The sequence below is a fragment of the Streptococcus infantis genome (genome assembly GCF_964243025.1).
Classification (GTDB): Bacteria; Bacillota; Bacilli; order Lactobacillales; family Streptococcaceae; genus Streptococcus; species Streptococcus infantis_N.
Map to the genome: position 1 here is coordinate 29,047 of NZ_CAXTDJ010000004.1, position 17,460 is coordinate 46,506.

General features: G+C 40.9%; 4 protein-coding genes. 1 reads left to right on the top strand and 3 read right to left on the bottom strand.

Features of this window, described 5'->3' with window-relative positions; translation table 11 throughout:
- Positions 1-5: 5 nt before the first annotated feature.
- Entirely contained in the window at positions 6-1,148 is a 1,143-nt protein-coding gene (locus ACESNQ_RS05480) for a cysteine desulfurase family protein (RefSeq protein WP_373075628.1), read from the bottom strand.
- Positions 1,149-1,284: 136 nt separating this feature from the next.
- Between ACESNQ_RS05480 and ACESNQ_RS05485 the strand changes: the two genes are divergently transcribed.
- Positions 1,285-1,686: a DUF6556 family protein gene (locus ACESNQ_RS05485; protein WP_373075630.1), complete on the top strand. Its 402-nt coding sequence runs from the start codon at positions 1,285-1,287 to the stop codon at positions 1,684-1,686.
- 145 nt (positions 1,687-1,831) lie between these two features.
- Here the strand turns inward: ACESNQ_RS05485 and ACESNQ_RS05490 are convergent, their stop codons facing one another.
- Positions 1,832-10,378 (bottom strand): SIALI-17 repeat-containing surface protein, encoded by an 8,547-nt coding sequence (locus ACESNQ_RS05490; protein WP_373075632.1) that lies wholly within the window; start codon positions 10,376-10,378, stop codon positions 1,832-1,834.
- A gap of 153 nt (positions 10,379-10,531) precedes the next feature.
- On the bottom strand, positions 10,532-17,188 hold the full coding sequence (locus tag ACESNQ_RS05495) for a SpGH101 family endo-alpha-N-acetylgalactosaminidase (protein WP_373075635.1): 6,657 nt from the start codon (positions 17,186-17,188) through the stop codon (positions 10,532-10,534).
- Positions 17,189-17,460 lie beyond the last annotated feature (272 nt).

The window sequence follows — 17,460 nt, forward strand, 5'->3', positions numbered from 1 at the left end:
TGCTCCTATCTTACTTTTCTAGTTTGATTGTAAATTAATTTTAGCTTGGTCAAAAATTGCTCAACTTGACTCATGTCATTTTCTAGGTCTAGGCTGACGCGTACTGCTGACTGAGCCTTATCTTTTTCAACCCCCATGGCAATCAAGGTACCAGCAGGTTTTCCTGCCTTGGACGAGCAAGCAGAGGTTGTGGAAATGAAAATATCATAGTCTTCAAATGCATGAACGATGACTTCACCACGGACACCCTTAATCCCAAAGGTCAGAATATGAGGAGCAAAGTCTTCCTCACCTGAGAAAACAAAAATATCTGGATATTCGAGTAGAGCTTGACGGATGACTGCCTTCATCTGACTTGTTTTGCTTGTAAACAAATCCAGTTTTTCCATGGCTAGACGCAGAGCCTTGGCTGTCGCTGCAATTCCTGCTACATTCTCAGTAGTTGAACGATAGTCACGCTCTTGGCCACCACCAGTTAATAGGGGGGTGATTTTCTTGCCAGACTTGATATAGACAAATCCAACACCACGAACTCCGTGGAATTTATGACTAGAGAAGGTCGCAAAATCCACTCGGTCAGTCAAATACTTTTCTGTTGGAATCTTAGCTAAAGCTTGAACCGCATCAACATGGAAGGAAATCGTTGGTTTATCAGCTAATAGTTCTGAGATAGCTTGAATAGGTTGGATTGAGCCAATTTCATTGTTAACAGCCATGATGGAAATAAGTGTGGTATCAGGTCGTATTAGACTTTCTAATATCTCCAAATCCACAAAACCTTGCTCATCTACTGGTGCAAAATCCACCTCAAATCCTTGAGTCTGAAGCCAAAGAGCAGACTCCTTAACCGCTGGATGCTCAATTTCTGACACGATGATGTGTTTACCAAACTGAGCTTTTTCAAAAGCGACACCTTTGATAACCCAGTTATCCCCTTCAGTACCACCAGAGGTAAAGAAGACTTCTTCGTTTTTCTTACCAATTAAATCTGCAATCTGCTGACGAGAAGCTTCTAAAATTCTGGTAGACTGATCACCCAAACGATGAAGGCTAGATGGATTACCAATAATTTTTGAAGACACCTGCATGTAAGTTTCAAGTACTTCAGGATAAGGCTTGGTCGTAGCCGAATTATCAAAGTAAATCATTGTTTCTCACACTTTCTAAAATCACTCCTTCTATTGTAACACGAAACAGTTCAGGCGACAAGAAATGCCGTTCAGGTTCATTTAAGTTTTTTTTAAAGATTTTGGGTATAATGAATCATGGTAAAGGAGAGAAATTATGTCTAACTATCGCAGAAAATCAAAACCTAAAACTGAACATATCAAAAAAGGCTTTACCGTCTTTCAAAAAACAATTGCAACTTTAGCCAGTGTCCTTGGTTTGATTACAGCTAGCATCACTATCATGAATGCTTTAGATAAAAACAAGGATCATAAAGATACGACTACACAAACAACCATTATCAAGGAAGTTCAAAAGGAAGCTCCCGCTGAATCCAACGCACCTGTACAAAGTCAGTCTAATAATCAAGAAACATCTCAAAAAGAAGAAGTTCAAACACCTAGCAAAAAGGAAGATACAAAATCAGATGACAATTCTCAGAAAAATGAGCAATCTGATTCTTCATCAAATACTCCAACTACTGAAGCAGGAGTTAGCGCTAATAACGGAGCATCCTAAACATTGCTCAACGCCAACGGTTACTTCGTTGGTGTTTTTATTTGCTAGTTTTTCATTTCATTTTTATCACAAAAAAACCAGGAACTAATGTCCCTGGTTTTTCTTTTTTAAAACAAGATATTCTGCATCGAATGAAGATTCGTACTTAGTCTTCTTTCCCTTTTTTGATAAAGGTTGCAGAGAGAACCAATCCAAGACTAGCTAGGAACGCTAAGCCTACTGAATCTTGCTCACCAGTTGCTGGAAGTTGACCTTTAGCTTCAGTCGCTGGTGCATTTGGTCCTTCTGGTTCTTGTTTTTGGTTTGTTGAACTTGAAGGTTGCTTGTGATCCGCGATTGGTGTAACTGGGTTTGCAACTGGCTCTTTATATTCTGGAACCTCATTCTTAGCTGCTTCAACCCAATTAACGCCACCCTTGAACTCTGGAACCTCATTCTTGTCCGCTTCAACCCAATTAGCTCCACCCTTGAATTCTGGAAGCTCATTCTTGTCCGCTTCAACCCAATTAACGCCACCTTTGAACTCTGGGATTTCATGAACAGCTGCTTCTGCAGCATTAACTCCACCTGTAAATTCAGGAATTTCAACTACTGGTGGTTGCTGATCTCCCTTACTTGAAAGGACTTCAGGTTCTGGAGTTGGTTTCGGATCTGGAGTTGGCTCTGGATCTGGAGTTGGTTCTGGATCTGGAGTTGGCTCTGGATCTGGAGTTGGCTCTGGATCTGGAGTTGGTTCTGGATCCGGAGTTGGTTTCGGATCCGGAGTTGGCTCTGGATCTGGAGTTGGTTTTGGATCTGGAGTTGGTTTTGGATCTGGAGTTGGCTCTGGATCTGGAGTTGGTTCTGGATCCGGAGTTGGTTCTGGATCCGGAGTTGGTTTCGGATCTGGAGTTGGTTTCGGATCTGGAGTTGGCTCTGGATCTGGAGTTGGCTCTGGATCTGGAGTTGGTTCTGGATCTGGAGTTGGTTTCGGATCTGGAGTTGGTTTCGGATCTGGAGTTGGTTTCGGATCTGGAGTTGGCTCAGGTTCTTCTGAAAGTTCTTGGTAGTAAGTCGTCATTTCATAGAACTCTGGCTTGCCACCTTCCCAAATGAGTTTGACATCAAGTAACGGAGCCTTATCTCTGACTGCAAATGTTTGGAAGCTTGAAGTAATTGCTCCCAAATCTGTCCAAGCACCGTCTCTGTCTGTTTTCAGAGTGCGAGCAAGTAGACGCGCTGCTACTCCGTGAGGCAGACTAGAAACAAGTCGGATGTGGTTGGCGTCTGTTGGTTCTGACAAGTGGTATACTAATTCACCTTGGTCTTTTTCAGCCTTGTAGCTTGTTAAGACTTTACCATCTACAAGATTTGTGTAAAGGTTGCCTCGACTTTCTCCACTATTTCCTTGAACAGTTGGGTCGTTGATAGGTTTCACAAATTCGCCGTCATTGATAACTAACTCAGTAAATCCAACAAAACGAGCATCGTAATTAGCAGTGAAGAGAACACGGAGATAGTTAGCTTTAACTGGACTTGCAAGTTCACCTTCGATGTAGCGATTTCCAGGCATCTTAGAATCATGTGTCCATCCATCTGTCAATGAATCATCGCGCATTTCATTAGCGACACCATCACCTACTGTCACAACATCTGTCCATGTCTTACCATCTTGACTAACCTGAATCTTACCATCACGAAGATAGTTCTTCGTACCATCTTGGATATAGGCTCTAATCTTCTTGATTTCACGTTCACTACCAAGTTTCAAGGTTATGTGACCATCTTTACGTGCATAGTCAGAGAACTCTACAAAGTTATTGTAAACACCATCAAACAACTGATCCAAATTCTTGATCTTGCGAACATCATTTGCACCATAATAGGCATCAATTCCCATAGATGTAGAATCAAGTTTAGTTGGCTCCACTTCTTTTGTCTTAACGAGTAAAGATGTCGCTGTCACTGCTTGTTCTTGGTCAGTCTTATTAACCAAACGAGCATAACGTACCAAGGACTTATCAGTTACTTGGCTAGCTGGATACCATTCTTGTGCATTTGGAGAGAATTCCAAATCAAGGGCTGGATTTCCAATACCAATAGCCTGAATACTTTCAGCTTGGTGTAGACGGTCTAGCTTCATACCCAAGTAGCTATGAGCTGGAAGCTTAGTGCCACTTGGAATTTGCATATCATAACGACCGAGACTGTCATATACTGGTGTTGATTTCAAACTTTCAACATTGGTATCTGTCATCTCGCTATTGCCAGCACGTGTTTCAACTGAGAAGTCAGCGATACGCCACCATAGATTGATATTCTTGGTGTTACGTACACGGATGTAGCGAGCTGAAATTGGAGTTTCAATTTCTTTGGTTTGTTCACCAGATAAACGATCCAATTCTTGCCATGAAGTACCATCTGTAGAATACTCAAGAACACCTTCTGCCAATTTATCTCCTGATCCTTGAACAAGGCGGACCTTAGTTACAGGTTTGACTCCACCCAAGTCTAGTTGAACCCAACCACCGACTGGAGTTGTATCTGTTCGATCAGCATTTGCCAGCATGGCTTCTGTATTGTCACGACCATCTGTAATCTGAGCAACTGTCGTATTGTACTTGTACATAAGATTTGGACTGATGGTCACTGTAGCTGCCTGTTTAGGACGACTTACTTCTACAGGACGGTTCACAGCGATTTCTCGTACAGCAAACCAAGTGTTCTCACGATCAGAAGTTGCAATCATTCGAACAGCTTTAGCATTGATATTGAGATTTTCAAATTTAAGCAGAGGCTCATTACCAGTGTAGCTTGGTTCTGAAAGTGTTACCCACTCATCATTTTCATTGAGGTACTCAACCTTAGCATTGTTAAAGGTATCGCGTGGATTTGCTTGAGTTCCCATTGCAAATGTCAAGTTTTGAATTGGAACAGCTTTATTAAATTTCAAACCAATATAGTCACCAGTTTGGATGCTGTTTGGTGATTTGATAAGGGCATGTGTTCCTAAATCTCCATCAGTGACTTCAGCAAGTCCACCTTCTACACCTGTACGGTTTGTGATAAAGGTACTGATTACTTGGTCTGGGTGTAGGGCTTTTTGAACTTCAGTTGCCAATACTTCACGGAGTCCAAGCAAGAATGGACGGATATGTTGTACACCCAACTCAGCTCTTTCATCATGGTCTACATAATGGAAAGTATAAGTTTGTGATTGTTCATAAAGTTTCAAGCCCTTGTAATAGCTATCCCAAAGTCTAGCAGAATCATTGTTTTCAATAGCTTCTGATCCATCTAGGAAAGCACTCAAAGCATCCATTTGGTCAATAGTGTTATCCAACCAATAGTGGATTTGAGCACGCATCTTTTCGTCACCAGATGCTTTATAAAGTTGTGCTGCAGCTTTTATTTTAGCAAATTCTGCACGCAATTCTTGACGCTCTGCACTGACATCTTGACCAGCTTTCAACTTAGACATGAAGGCCGCCAATTTTGGTGCAAGTTCAACAGACTCTTCCAATTTCACAACACGACCATCCATGTTTTGGTTGATCATATGTTTACCAAGTTCACGGAAGGCAACAGATGTTTCACTGTCAGTAAATTTACCTGTTTCAACAAAGTTGAAGGCGATATCATTTACTTTCTTAGCTTCTTCTTCAGACTTCCATTGTTTCCATGCATACTGAGCTGCAGAGAAGAGGGCAATCTTAGAAGGCTCAGATTGTTGCATTGGATTCAACATGATACCTGAAAGGAGACTTGGGTCCACATTTGGATGAAGGAATTTCTCACCGCCACCCAAAATCAAGTGTTGTTTAGAGTTATCTGTAACAGGCCAGTTAACCCAGAGAGAAACTGGGCGGTAGGTCTTACCTCCTGCAGTCAGATTATTCTTAAGGTTTGAAAGGAAGCTTTCAGATACTTCACCCCAAATCTTACCACCAGTAAGAGTCATAGAAGTTGAAGTTGGAAGATTTTCGTTTAGAGATTTCAACTCATCTTCACGACCATTACCCCAATACTGACCTGGGACAAAAATCATTTCCTTACGAAGGCCAACATAAGTTGCTTGTTTTTCAGTCAACCAATCTGTCATGTCCTTCATCAAGCGGTTGTAGCTATTGTAGCCACCAACTGGACTTGGAGCATCATCGGCCAAAATACCGAACTCACGAACACCGACATCCATCAATTGAGTGAATTTAGCCTTAATGGTTTCAAGGTCTTTTTGGTAATCAGCATCGTTTCCAAAACGGATACGGTTGTTCATGAATGGGTGGATGGTCCAAACATAGCGAGTCTTGTTTTGGTTTCCGACACGCGCCAATTCACGGATTTCAGCTAATTTTTCTTCTGGATAGAGTTCACGCCATTTCTTGTTGTGGTATGGATCGTCTTTTGGTGCAAAGAAGTATTGAGTCAACTTCAAGTCACCACCATAGCGCATCAATTCAGCACGATCAGCATTGCTCCATGGATTTCCATAGTAACCTTCGATAAAACCACGATTCTTAATTTCTGCGTAGTCTTCAACAGTTACATTACGTAAAACTGGAGCTTCGCTTTCATTAAGCATGTGTTTAAGAGTCGTCAATCCATAGAAGACAGCATCTGTATCTTTACCGACGATAGAGATTGTATTGTTCTTAATTGACAAAGCATAAGCATCAATCTTATCAAAGAGTCCTTGAGAAATACCAGATATTTCTTTTTCTGCCTGTGAATGTTGACCATGAACACCAAGATAGATATTTGTAGCACCTGCTACTGCTGCTTGACTGCTTGTGTATGAGATTTGATGATCTTGTAGGACACTCTTCAAGCGGTTGCGAGTATAAATATCTAGATGGTCTCCCATAACAAGATTGACTTGTTTTTGAAGTTTAGTGACACCTTCACCATAAGTGACTTTTTGTGGTGTTGGGAATACCTTGTATTCTTTCTTGAGATAGTCTTGACTTTGTGCTGCAGCAGCAATCGAATCATCACTGGCTGGTTTTGTAGCTACAAAGCTATCAGCAAGTTCAGTTGTACCATCACCCACCTCTTCAACTTTTGGTGGTTCTGGGGTCACTGGTTTCTCAGGCGTTACCGGTTTTTCTGAAGCAACTGGCTCTTCTGATTCACTATCAGAAAGTGGCTTGAGTAGTTGAATTTCTGCTGCACTACCAAATCCACCTACACCTGATAGAACTTTAAATTCTACCTTATTAGTTTCAACTGCTGCAAAATTAACAGTTTTTTCTTTAGTATTATTTTCCCAAGTTCCTGAAGCAACCTTAACCATTTGACCATCTTTTTGAGCATAGATTTCATAAGAGGTCACGACTCCGTTACCACCACCTGGACGTGGAAGGTAAGTCAAACCATTGACTTTTTCAGGAGCATTCAAATTCATTGCAACTGTATATGGAGCTTGATGTCCAGTCCATTTAGAATGCCAGAAGGTGTTTGGATCATTGTCGAAAGCTTTTTCTACTGGTCCTTCAGTCTCTGTTCCTGGTGTTTCCTGACTAGTTGCAGAAACTGTGAAGTGATCTGTTGGGATTAAACGTGGGTTTACAAATGCTTCATTCGACAACTCTGCACTATGCAAGATTCCTTGGAAGCCACCGATTGTTTCAAGTGGAAGTACCAAGCTATTGTGAGCCAAGCGAGGATGAGCTGGATTTGCAATACGCTCAACCTTTTCGCCATCTACATAAACTTCTGTTTTTTGTGGTTTTGTAACAACAGAGATTTGGTAACGTTTATTCTTCTCTAGCTTCTTGTCAAATTGAATATGGAATTGTTCAAATTTATAAGCTAAGTAGCCATCCTTGTCTGCAAGATAAAGTTGGTTGTCCCCACTTGTAGAGAATACTTGCTCTCCATCACCTGTAACAGTTACATCCAATTTCAAAACATGACTAGGACCAACATCACCTACTAAACCTTCGATACTAGAATCTTTTTCAAAGTTCAAACCTGCTTCAGTCTTTTGTACTTTCTTAGCAAGATATTCCTTGATAGTTTCTGGTTTAATTGTGAATAGGTCGCTATCTTCTATTGTCTTTTCTGGATTTGAACGTGGTGCATAAACACTTGTTGGTTGGATACGTTCTGCATAGGTCTTAGCTGCGCGATCTGAACCCCAAGTGCGTTCTGCAGTTGATTGCATACTCTTGAAGAAGCGTTTAAAAATATCGTAAGAAGTAAGTCCAGTTTCATGGAGGTCAATATTATCATTCCAGACTGCATGACCACCACCAAGGATATTTGGATTAGAGGCTTCTAGGCGTGGTCCTCCACCTGTTGAGAAGTCATTTGGTGTCCAGCGGTTGTATTGAGTTTCATAGTTTGCATAATCCCCATAACCACCTTGACTATTGCTTCCGCTTGGGACACTGTAGGTTGGAATATCTGTGATATTGATAATCTTAGCACCCTGAGCAATTGCTGCCTGTGGACGTTGCCAGTGGATACTCCAGATATCCACTTCTACACCATTCCAATCGACTGGTGTAGTTCCTTGTTTGGCAGAGAGTGAACCCCAAATACGTGGTGTTAAGCCCTTACCTTTGATGTACTGAATCATATCATTGACATAACGACGATAACTTTCAGGACTTCCATAGTACTCATCTGTACCGATATGAACTGTTGAAACGCCACGAAGTGGTGCGTCTTCACCATCGAGTAATTTATCATAGACTGATTTAACAAAAGCGATCGTCTCTTCGTACTTGTTATCCAAGTCCAACATAGCTACACGTTCTACATTGTGTTTTCTCGCACTAAGTTGGCCCTTGTACATCAAGTCTGGACGGACCTTAACAAATGAAAGGGCGTGACCTGGTGTATCAATTTCAGGAACAAGGTTGATATGCAAAGCTTTAGCTAACTTGATAATTTCTTGCATTTCTTCCTTTGTATAATGCTCGTCAGATGTTAATTTTTCACCATTTTCACCGACAACATCAGTTTCTACACGGAAGCCTGTCTTAGCATTTTTAAGAACATAATCCAATTCTTCTTGTTGGCTGAGATGTTTACCTTCCACATGTTTATCGAGGAAGATATAGTTGTCATTCAAGTGCAATTGAAGATCGTTCATCTTGTAGTAGGCCATGTTGAGCATGATATCTACAAGCGTATCATAAGGAATAAACTTACGACCTGTATCTAGCATAAAGCCACGGTGACTAAAGCTTGGGTAATCACGGATTTCTCCGTTTTGCAAATCATTTTCACCCATTTGAAGGAGGGTACGAGTTGCATAAAAGGCACCAGTATTGGTTGCAGCTTCTACAGTGATAACTCCATCTTTAATGGTGATACCATAGCCTTCTTTACCATAACCCTTGTCTTCAACCTTTTTAAACTCAATACGGTTCTGTGCTTCCTGACCACCGGTTGCGACTTCCAAACCACGATTTTCAAGGTCAGTTTGGTAGAACTTAGCTTCCTTGTCAAATCCAGAATTCCCAACGGAAATGACAGTTTCAGAAGTAATAGAAGTTTTACCTTCAGTGCCGTACCATTGTTGAACTGCTGGGGCAACTGCAGGTTTGGTCCCAACGCCTTCATCAGCGTGCAAGCCTTTAATGACAACTTCAAATTCTTTTGTGAAGGTATGGTTATCATTGGTTTGTTGGACCATCACTTTGACATGTTGTTCTGTCAGCGGTGTGTAGATTTTATTATTTAGGTCGATAACACCTTGCTTATTGCTTCCAATCAAGCTAACTTGACCAGGTAATTTAGGCAATACAAGTGATTTTCCGTCTTCAGCAACCGCTATTTCTGTAACTTGACGAATATCTGTTGGTTTGCTGGTGTCTGGAATATTTGAGTAGGCACGAATTTCTTGAATACCCACATTTTTCCATTGCATAGTACCGGCTTGATAATCTGTAATTTCAAGTTTAAGATACTTAGCTTGAACGGCCTCTTTTAAATCAACTTTTTCATCTAGAACCGGAGTTCCTGTCCGTTGATGAGCCAACTTCCATTCTCCAGGACCTGATCCATTGACTTCGTCTTGACCTGCATAATAGAGATTCCAAGATTTGATATTTGGATCATTTTGTTCACCACGAACACGACGGTCCCAATCGATTTCCACATGCTTGATTAAGGTTGTCTTTTCAAGCTTAAATTCGATTGTTGGTTTCACAACATCACGGTCAGTTGCCCAACGAGTATCTGGATTTCCATCAATCGCCTTTTCAGCTGTAAATGGTGTGTTCGCTTCATGGTTTGATGCTGTCGCAGTAGCCTTTTCCAAATGATTGACATCTGGAGTTTCAACCAAATCCTTAGTAACTGGCTTTTCTACTGGTTTAGCTACTGGTGCTGCTTCTTCTTTTGGAGTCTCAGCTGGTTTTGGTGTTGCTTCTTCCTTAGGAACTGGAGTTTCAGCTGGTTTTGGAGCTACTTCTCCAGTATTTTCAGGCTGAGCTTCCGCATCAGTCGGATTCGTTTCAGTAGGATCAGTTGGTTTAGCTGATTCAGCTTTTTCAATAGCCGCTGCTATATCCGCTGGTAACTTATCCATGGGCTGAACCTGTGTCACCGTGCCTTCTGTCTCTGCAGGCCCTTCTGTTTCTGCTGCTTGAACCATACCAGCACCAAAAATGCTTGCACCAATCATGACAGAAGCCGCGCCTATTGCAAACTTACGTATACTGTAATGACACCGTCTCTCAAAAAAATGTTTTCCCATTTTCTTTATTTCCTTTCCCACGCTTAAATTGGGTAAGCGTTATCATTTCCCTTTTAAAAAGGGAGGACCAAGAGGTCCTCTCTAGGTGTTTGGTTTTCTCCATTACAATAAGTTAGGAGTTTGAGTTTTCATAGTATAAAACTCTATTATATTTTAATCTTCTTTTCTTTTTTGAAGAAATAGAGCAGACATTGCTAATGTAAGACCAGCTAGGAAGAGGTGTTCAGTTGTGCCTTCACCAGTTTCAGGAAGTTTAGACTGATCTGCTTCTTTTTGTGCTGCTTGCATAGCAGGTGTTGGTGTAAGAGCTGGTTTCTGATCAAGTTTTTCTGCAACTGGACTTGTCTGATTGTCTCCTGCACCTAATGTTTCTTTATACTCAGGAACATCATTCTTAGCAGCTTCAACCCAATTAACTCCTCCCTTGAACTCTGGGAGCTCATTCTTATCTGCTTCAACTGCGTTAACGCCACCCTTGAATTCTGGGAGTTCATTCTTGTCCGCTTCAACCCAATTAACGCCACCCTTGAACTCTGGGATTTCATGAACAGCCGCTTCTGCTGCATTAACGCCACCTGTAAATTCAGGAATTTCAACTACTGGTGGTTGCTGTTCTCCCTTACTTGTTAGTACTTCAGGTTCTGGAGTTGGTTTCGGATCTGGAGTTGGCTCTGGATCTGGGGTTGGTTTTGGATCTGGAGTTGGCTCTGGATCTGGGGTTGGTTTCGGATCTGGAGTTGGTTTCGGATCTGGAGTTGGTTCTGGATCTGGAGTCGGTTTTGGATCTGGAGTTGGCTCTGGATCTGGAGTTGGCTCTGGATCTGGAGTTGGCTCTGGATTTGGAGTTGGCTCTGGATCTGGAGTTGGTTTTGGATCTGGAGTTGGTGTTGAATCCTTCAACTGATCCAAATATTCTGCAAAGAATGTCACCATTCGATCTGTTAAGAGGTGGTTATCTGTTGCATACTTCATGCTTGCAACTACACTTGCCACTTCTTCTTGATTGCTCTTATCCGTTAATTTTTGGGCCTTAGCTAATGCAGTTTCATATGCACTTGTATCAAGACCTGCTTCAGCAGCTTGAGGACGAGCAAAGATCAATTCTGCAGCTGATTGATATTGGTTTTCAGTATCACCATAGGTTCTTGTTCCAGTTAGAACAATCTTCTTAGCCTTGATAGTCTTACCAAAGTCAATATCTTTTGGCTTATTATTGTCAGCCCAATTCGTTGCATTGAAGGTATGGTCCTTACCTGTTTCATCAGTAACCACAAGAGTCACATCTCTCAAGGTACCATTTGAACCTGAACCACGTGGAACATAACGGAAGCCTGTAATTTCTGTTGGTTCTTTCAAGACCATTGTAGCTGGTTTACCAACATCGCCTCCGCTCCATGATGTATGCCATAGGCTAGACAAGTTACCATCAAAGGCATTTTCAAGACCTTCACCAGCCTGAGCAGGAGCTGAAAGACTTGCAAAGTCATCGGCTACAAGAGCTGTTTTCTTCATTACCAAAGCATCTTTAAGAGCATTGACCTTATCGATTTCTGCTTTAGCTTCTTCTAGACTAATGTCATCATCTGCTTGACTGAGGTTGAAGACTGCTTCTTTCAACGCATCCATACTTTCTTTGGTGTAGTTAGTCATGGCTACAGTTGGAAGATAATTCTTAACAGCATTTTCTGTCATCATCTTACCAGTCAAGACAATCTCTTCGATTTGAAGTCTATCCATGATGAAGTCATTGTAACCACGGAAGTTAGCATTACCACCAGAATCTCCACGAGTGTTACTTGCGTTACCTGTAGAGTAGATACCTACCCAAGTATCGCCAGTTTCAGCACCTGTCACAAGGAAGGTTGCACGTTTCGCTTTTTGAGAATCAGTCCATGAGTTTGGTAATTCATGCATTTCGAGGTCGCTTGCTTGGCTACCACGACGACCAGATTGGAATTCTCCCTTACCTACTACAAAGGCGTAAGTACTATCAGAACCAGCTTCGTAGTCAAATGTGATACGGTAGGTCTTACCTGCTTCAAAGCGGAAGTTTTGTGGGATTGTTTGGTAAACTAAGTTACGACGGCTAACAAGACCGTTTGTCTTGAGTGACCAATTCCCTTCGATAACGTCGTCAACTTTCTTGCCATTCCAATCACGTTGTGTGTATGGACCATGTTTTTCAGACAAGTGAGTACGGTTATCTTCAACACCTTCGATTCCACCGATGACAAATGGGAAGATACCTTGTCCGACATTTTCAAAGTCTTGTTTGAAGACGCCTTTTGCAGTATCATGACCATCACCGTACATGTTTGAATCATTTTCGAAAGTACGGATTTCATCGAAGTAAGTTGCTTCATCTCCTGCTTCACGACTCAAGGTCAAGGTTACATTTGATACATCTGAACCTGTTGTGAAGAAGGCATACATGTTTTGGAAGTAACTTCTATCATCAACTGTTGCATTGTCAGTACGAGTGTTATGAGCGTATGCTTTAACGTAGTTAAGAGCAAGTGACTTATTCGTGTAGTTAGTCACTTCTTTCTCACCAGTGTTAACAGTAATGCTTGCTTTAGCATCACTACGGTTATCAACACCGACATAGACAGCATATTTAGTATTTGGCTTCAAGCCAGTCAATTTTTGAGTGAGACTAACTTTTTCTTTATTACCTTGGATGCGGAGCATTTGGTTTGCACCTTGAGATTTGACAACTGTTGCTTTAGAAGCGTCACCTTCAATCTTCCAATGATCCAAAGATTCACTGTTAAATCCTTGGTCATAGATGTGCATTCCTTCACTCCATGACATTTCAGGATTAGTTTGTTTAGAACGATAAAGAACATAAGGTTGATTTGCTAGAAGGTCAAGTGTAATCTTACCATCTTTGACAGCCACTTCTTGTTCTTCAGTCTTACCTTGGTCTGTTAGTTTGTAAAGGTAAACTTTACCGTTTGCCCAGTCACTAGGAAGTGTCCAAGTTGTTGCACCTTTTTCAGTATTGAAGTAGTACATTTTTTCCTTGTCCCCAGTAAGCTTGTTACCATTGGCATCCCAGTTCCAAGGAGTCAAGTAGGCTGAACCATCTTGAATGACACGATCATTGAGTGTAACAATTCGTTCACGGTATTGTGGGCTATTAACATCATTAGATTTACGAGTAACAACTACCTTGTTGTTTTCCTCATCAACCAATTCAACCTTCATCTCAGGTGTCCATTTGTAAGTACCACCATTGTCAGTCATGGTTACTGGTTTACCATTTTCCCATTTGCTAACAGTGAAGTGTTGGAAGTATTTAGTCATAACATCGTGGGCAAACAAGTTGGTTACATAACCATTATAGTCGCTACGACCTTGCCAACCTTCGAAGTCTTTCATGCTGTATCCGCCTAGAAGTGGGTAGTTTGCCGCACCTCCGTAGCTTCTGTAATCACCAACCCAAGCATCTTTCTGGTGGTTACGGATAAAGCGAGTAATGGCACTGTTGATACCTTTATTGGTATAGCCACCATAAGTCAAGTCAGCTGCCCAGTGATGGAAGGTAGAGTCATACTCACCACCATGGCCCCACTCAATTGCAAAACGCCAACCTTGTTGGTTGATTTCTTTTGCAAGAACGTGAGTTGCCCAAGCACCATTGTCTCCTGATTGACCGTTACCCCAAACGTCGACATAGATGAAGTCTAAGCCTTCACCCAATTCTTTCTTCAATTCTTCCCAACGCGCTAAACGTCCATGAGCCAAGTCATAGGCTGCATCGATATTGATACCTTGGTCAAGCCAGTTCCAACCATAGCTATAGCTACCGTCAGCATTTTTACGTAGGATATTTTCATTGAAGTATTTTGATTCAGGATAGGTTTCTGAAGCATTAACGTGGATACCGAGGTGGGCACCATATTTTTTAGCTTTTTCAATAAGAGCTTTAAAGTCTTCCGTACCACCGATACGTTTACCAATATCCGCGTAGTTTAAGTGACCTGAGTCATGTCCTTCACTACCGTAACCTTTAAGGAGGACACCCTGTCCAAGACCATCTGTGTGGAGATTAATCTTCTTGATACCATCCAAGGTCATCAGGAATGGGTTTTGTGCTTGTGAACCAAAGTTCATGGCGATACGGTAAGCAGTGATATTTTTTACTTTTTCCCAACCTTGAGGGTTGTTCATGATGCTACGGTATGCAATCGCACCATCTTGCCAGTCTACTTTATTATCAGCATTGGCATCTTCTGTGATGACAACTTTAGCACTTGGAAGTTCCTTAGTATAGGCCGGGAAGACAATACCATTGTGTGCTTTTTCCCATTGCCATTCAGAACTATGGATTTCAACGTAGTTAGCATTACCAATAGTGTTCTTGTAGGCTGTCAAACGTGTCCAGTCATAAGAACCACCACCGTAACTGTTTTGTGAGTTGCTCCATACACCAGCAGCAAGTTTATCTGTTGAAACAAATCCATACATGTAACCTTTGGCCAATTCTTTCATTGGATTGGTTACTTCGATATGGTCGTCACCACTTACGTGAGTATTGTTTGACATGGTTGCCCCATCAAACTTAGCTCCAGGTTGGTCACTTGAAACAGATACCAAGGCATTGCCTAGGAAGCTGATAGAAGAAAGTAATTTACGTTCATCATCAATTTTCTGTCCAGGTGTTACTTGGTTATGGTTGACAATCTTAGTCACATCAAAGTGAAGTTGATTGTCCACCACTTGCAAACGAACAGTCATATCTGCATTGATGAGATTTTCCTCATCACGAAGTTTCATTTCGTACTCGGCAGTCGTTGCATTTACTTTTTTATAGGTAACTTCCGGAGTTACGGCATGCTTATTGATAACAACTTGATTAATTGGTTGAAGTTGACCTGGAAGCTTGTTGCCATTAAGGACATATTCTTTAATACGAGGGAAGGCTTGGTCAATGACTGCTTTCAAAACAGTAGACTCAATTGTATCGTATTTCACGTTACGATCATCGACTTCATCGCCTTTTTCTTTTTCAGCGACTTCTTGGTCTGCTTTAACCCCTTCTTGGTCATCTGTTTTAATGTTTACAATTGTTCTTTCGCTACTATTGTATGTTCCAGCTTTAAGAACAATCTTCTTCTCATCTTTTAATTTGTCATTAACTGCAGAAGGCAAGGTAAGAGTGTCGAAAAGTTTGACATCATTGTTAGTAGCATTGAGCTGTCCATCTGATTTAAGGCTGATTGTCAAGTGGTTCTCTGATCCATTTACCGGTGCTGCAACACGTCCACCTTGGTACCAAAGTCCACTACCATTTGTCTTGTATTCCCAGAACCATCCACCTTGATCATAACCTACAAAAACATTGTTATCAGTATCTTTAAATTTCATGAAGACACCAAAACGAGATTTGCCAGTTTCAGATTCTTCTTTGAAGGTTAAATCAACTGTAGCATTCCCATTAGCATCAACTGTCAAACCTTCTTTTTCGAACAAGGCTGGATTTTTGCCGTTATCATTTTGAGCTGTTGAAGCGAGTTGGTTGTATCGAACACCTTTTTCTTCACGAATTGCTACTGTTCCTTGTTGTTCCTTCTTATCAACAGTTTTCCATTCTGGTTTGACTTCTTTTCTTTCAGTCGGTTTGTTTTCAGCTGGTTTGTTTTCAACTGGTTTTTCTTCCTGAGGTTTGTCCTCTTTTGGTTTTTCTTCTTTATCTTCAACTTGTTTATCAAGTGCATCTAGACCCGCTGGTTTAGTTGTTTCAATACCTTTGATATAATTTTGAATCCACTCTAATTGAGCAGGTGAGAAAAGAATACCACCACTACGTTTACCAGATACACCGTTTTGATGAATCCCAATTAATTTTCCATTTTCATCAAAGATTCCGCCACCACTGGCACCAGGTTCACTTCCTTGGTAACTAATTCCACGAACGCCCTCTCCATGGTCATTAATATCTTCGACTGTGGTATTAAGGATTGGATCAAGCTCTCCTTTTGGATAGCCAAATACATGTACCTTATCTCCTGTCTTGATAGTTGATGGTTTATCCGCAACTTCAACTGGAGCATTTGCAAGTGGACTGCGAAGTTTGACAATGGCTAAGTCATTTTTATAACCTTTTAGGAAGCCTTCACGGTCCCAGTGTTTTACATCATTTTTACTAAACTTAACGTCTGGTGCACCTTCATAAGAAACTGTATACACATCTTTATCACTTTCGATGTTGTCTGCTACCTTACGATTATTGCCATCCGGAACATCCTTGATAAAGTTATGAGATACTGATAAGACAAGATTTTCTCCGATAACAACCCCACTACCAATACCAGCTTCGCTCTTAATTTCAACAGTCGCACCGTAGTTCAATTCACCGTTTTTTGTTTTAGCAACATCTTCTGGAACTAAACTTTTATCTTCTTTTGCTAAATCATCTTTTGAAGCAGAATGTCCACTATCTTCAGCCTTATCGAGTTTTTCACGCAAATCTTTTGGAAGTTCATTTTCAGTTGCTGAACTTGCCGCAACTTCTTTTTCTTTCTCTAGTAATTCTTCCTCAGTTTTTGGACCTTCGGTAACTTCAGGAGAACCTTGATTTTCTCCAGGTTTTGGTGCTTCAAAATCATGTCCATTATCATCTTTTGCATTTGCCAGAGCAGCTGCTAAATCGGCTGGCATATTTGCAGTAGAACCAGTTTGGGCTGTATCTGCCAAAACAGTACTTGTTCCAAAGAATGTAGCACCAATGACAACAGAAGCAACACCTAATGAAAATTTCCGAATACTATATTTACAACGTTTTTCAAATAACCTTTTATCCATTATTTTTTCCTTCCTGCTTAAAAAGTAAGCGTTTGCATTTCGTCTTAAAAAAATAACCCCCTTCATTATTTTCGCTTATTTTTTAAACATATAAATATTTCTTATACCATTTTAATATATCAAAAATCGGTTTAAAAATCAATACATTATTAGTTAAAATTAGTAAAAGTAAAATCTAAATTCCGAACCAGACTGAAAGTCTTTTTACTACAAGAACACCTATAATCATAGGCATAAAAAAAGAAATCACCTTCGAAAAATTAGAGTAGATT

What these genes read in the sequence shown, in the direction of transcription:
- ACESNQ_RS05480 (WP_373075628.1), bottom strand. Translation starts at nt 1,148, where the DNA reads ATGATTTACTTTGATAATTCGGCTACGACCAAGCCTTATCCTGAAGTA.
- ACESNQ_RS05485 (WP_373075630.1), top strand. Translation starts at nt 1,285, where the DNA reads ATGTCTAACTATCGCAGAAAATCAAAACCTAAAACTGAACATATCAAA.
- ACESNQ_RS05490 (WP_373075632.1), bottom strand. Translation starts at nt 10,378, where the DNA reads ATGGGAAAACATTTTTTTGAGAGACGGTGTCATTACAGTATACGTAAG.
- ACESNQ_RS05495 (WP_373075635.1), bottom strand. Translation starts at nt 17,188, where the DNA reads ATGGATAAAAGGTTATTTGAAAAACGTTGTAAATATAGTATTCGGAAA.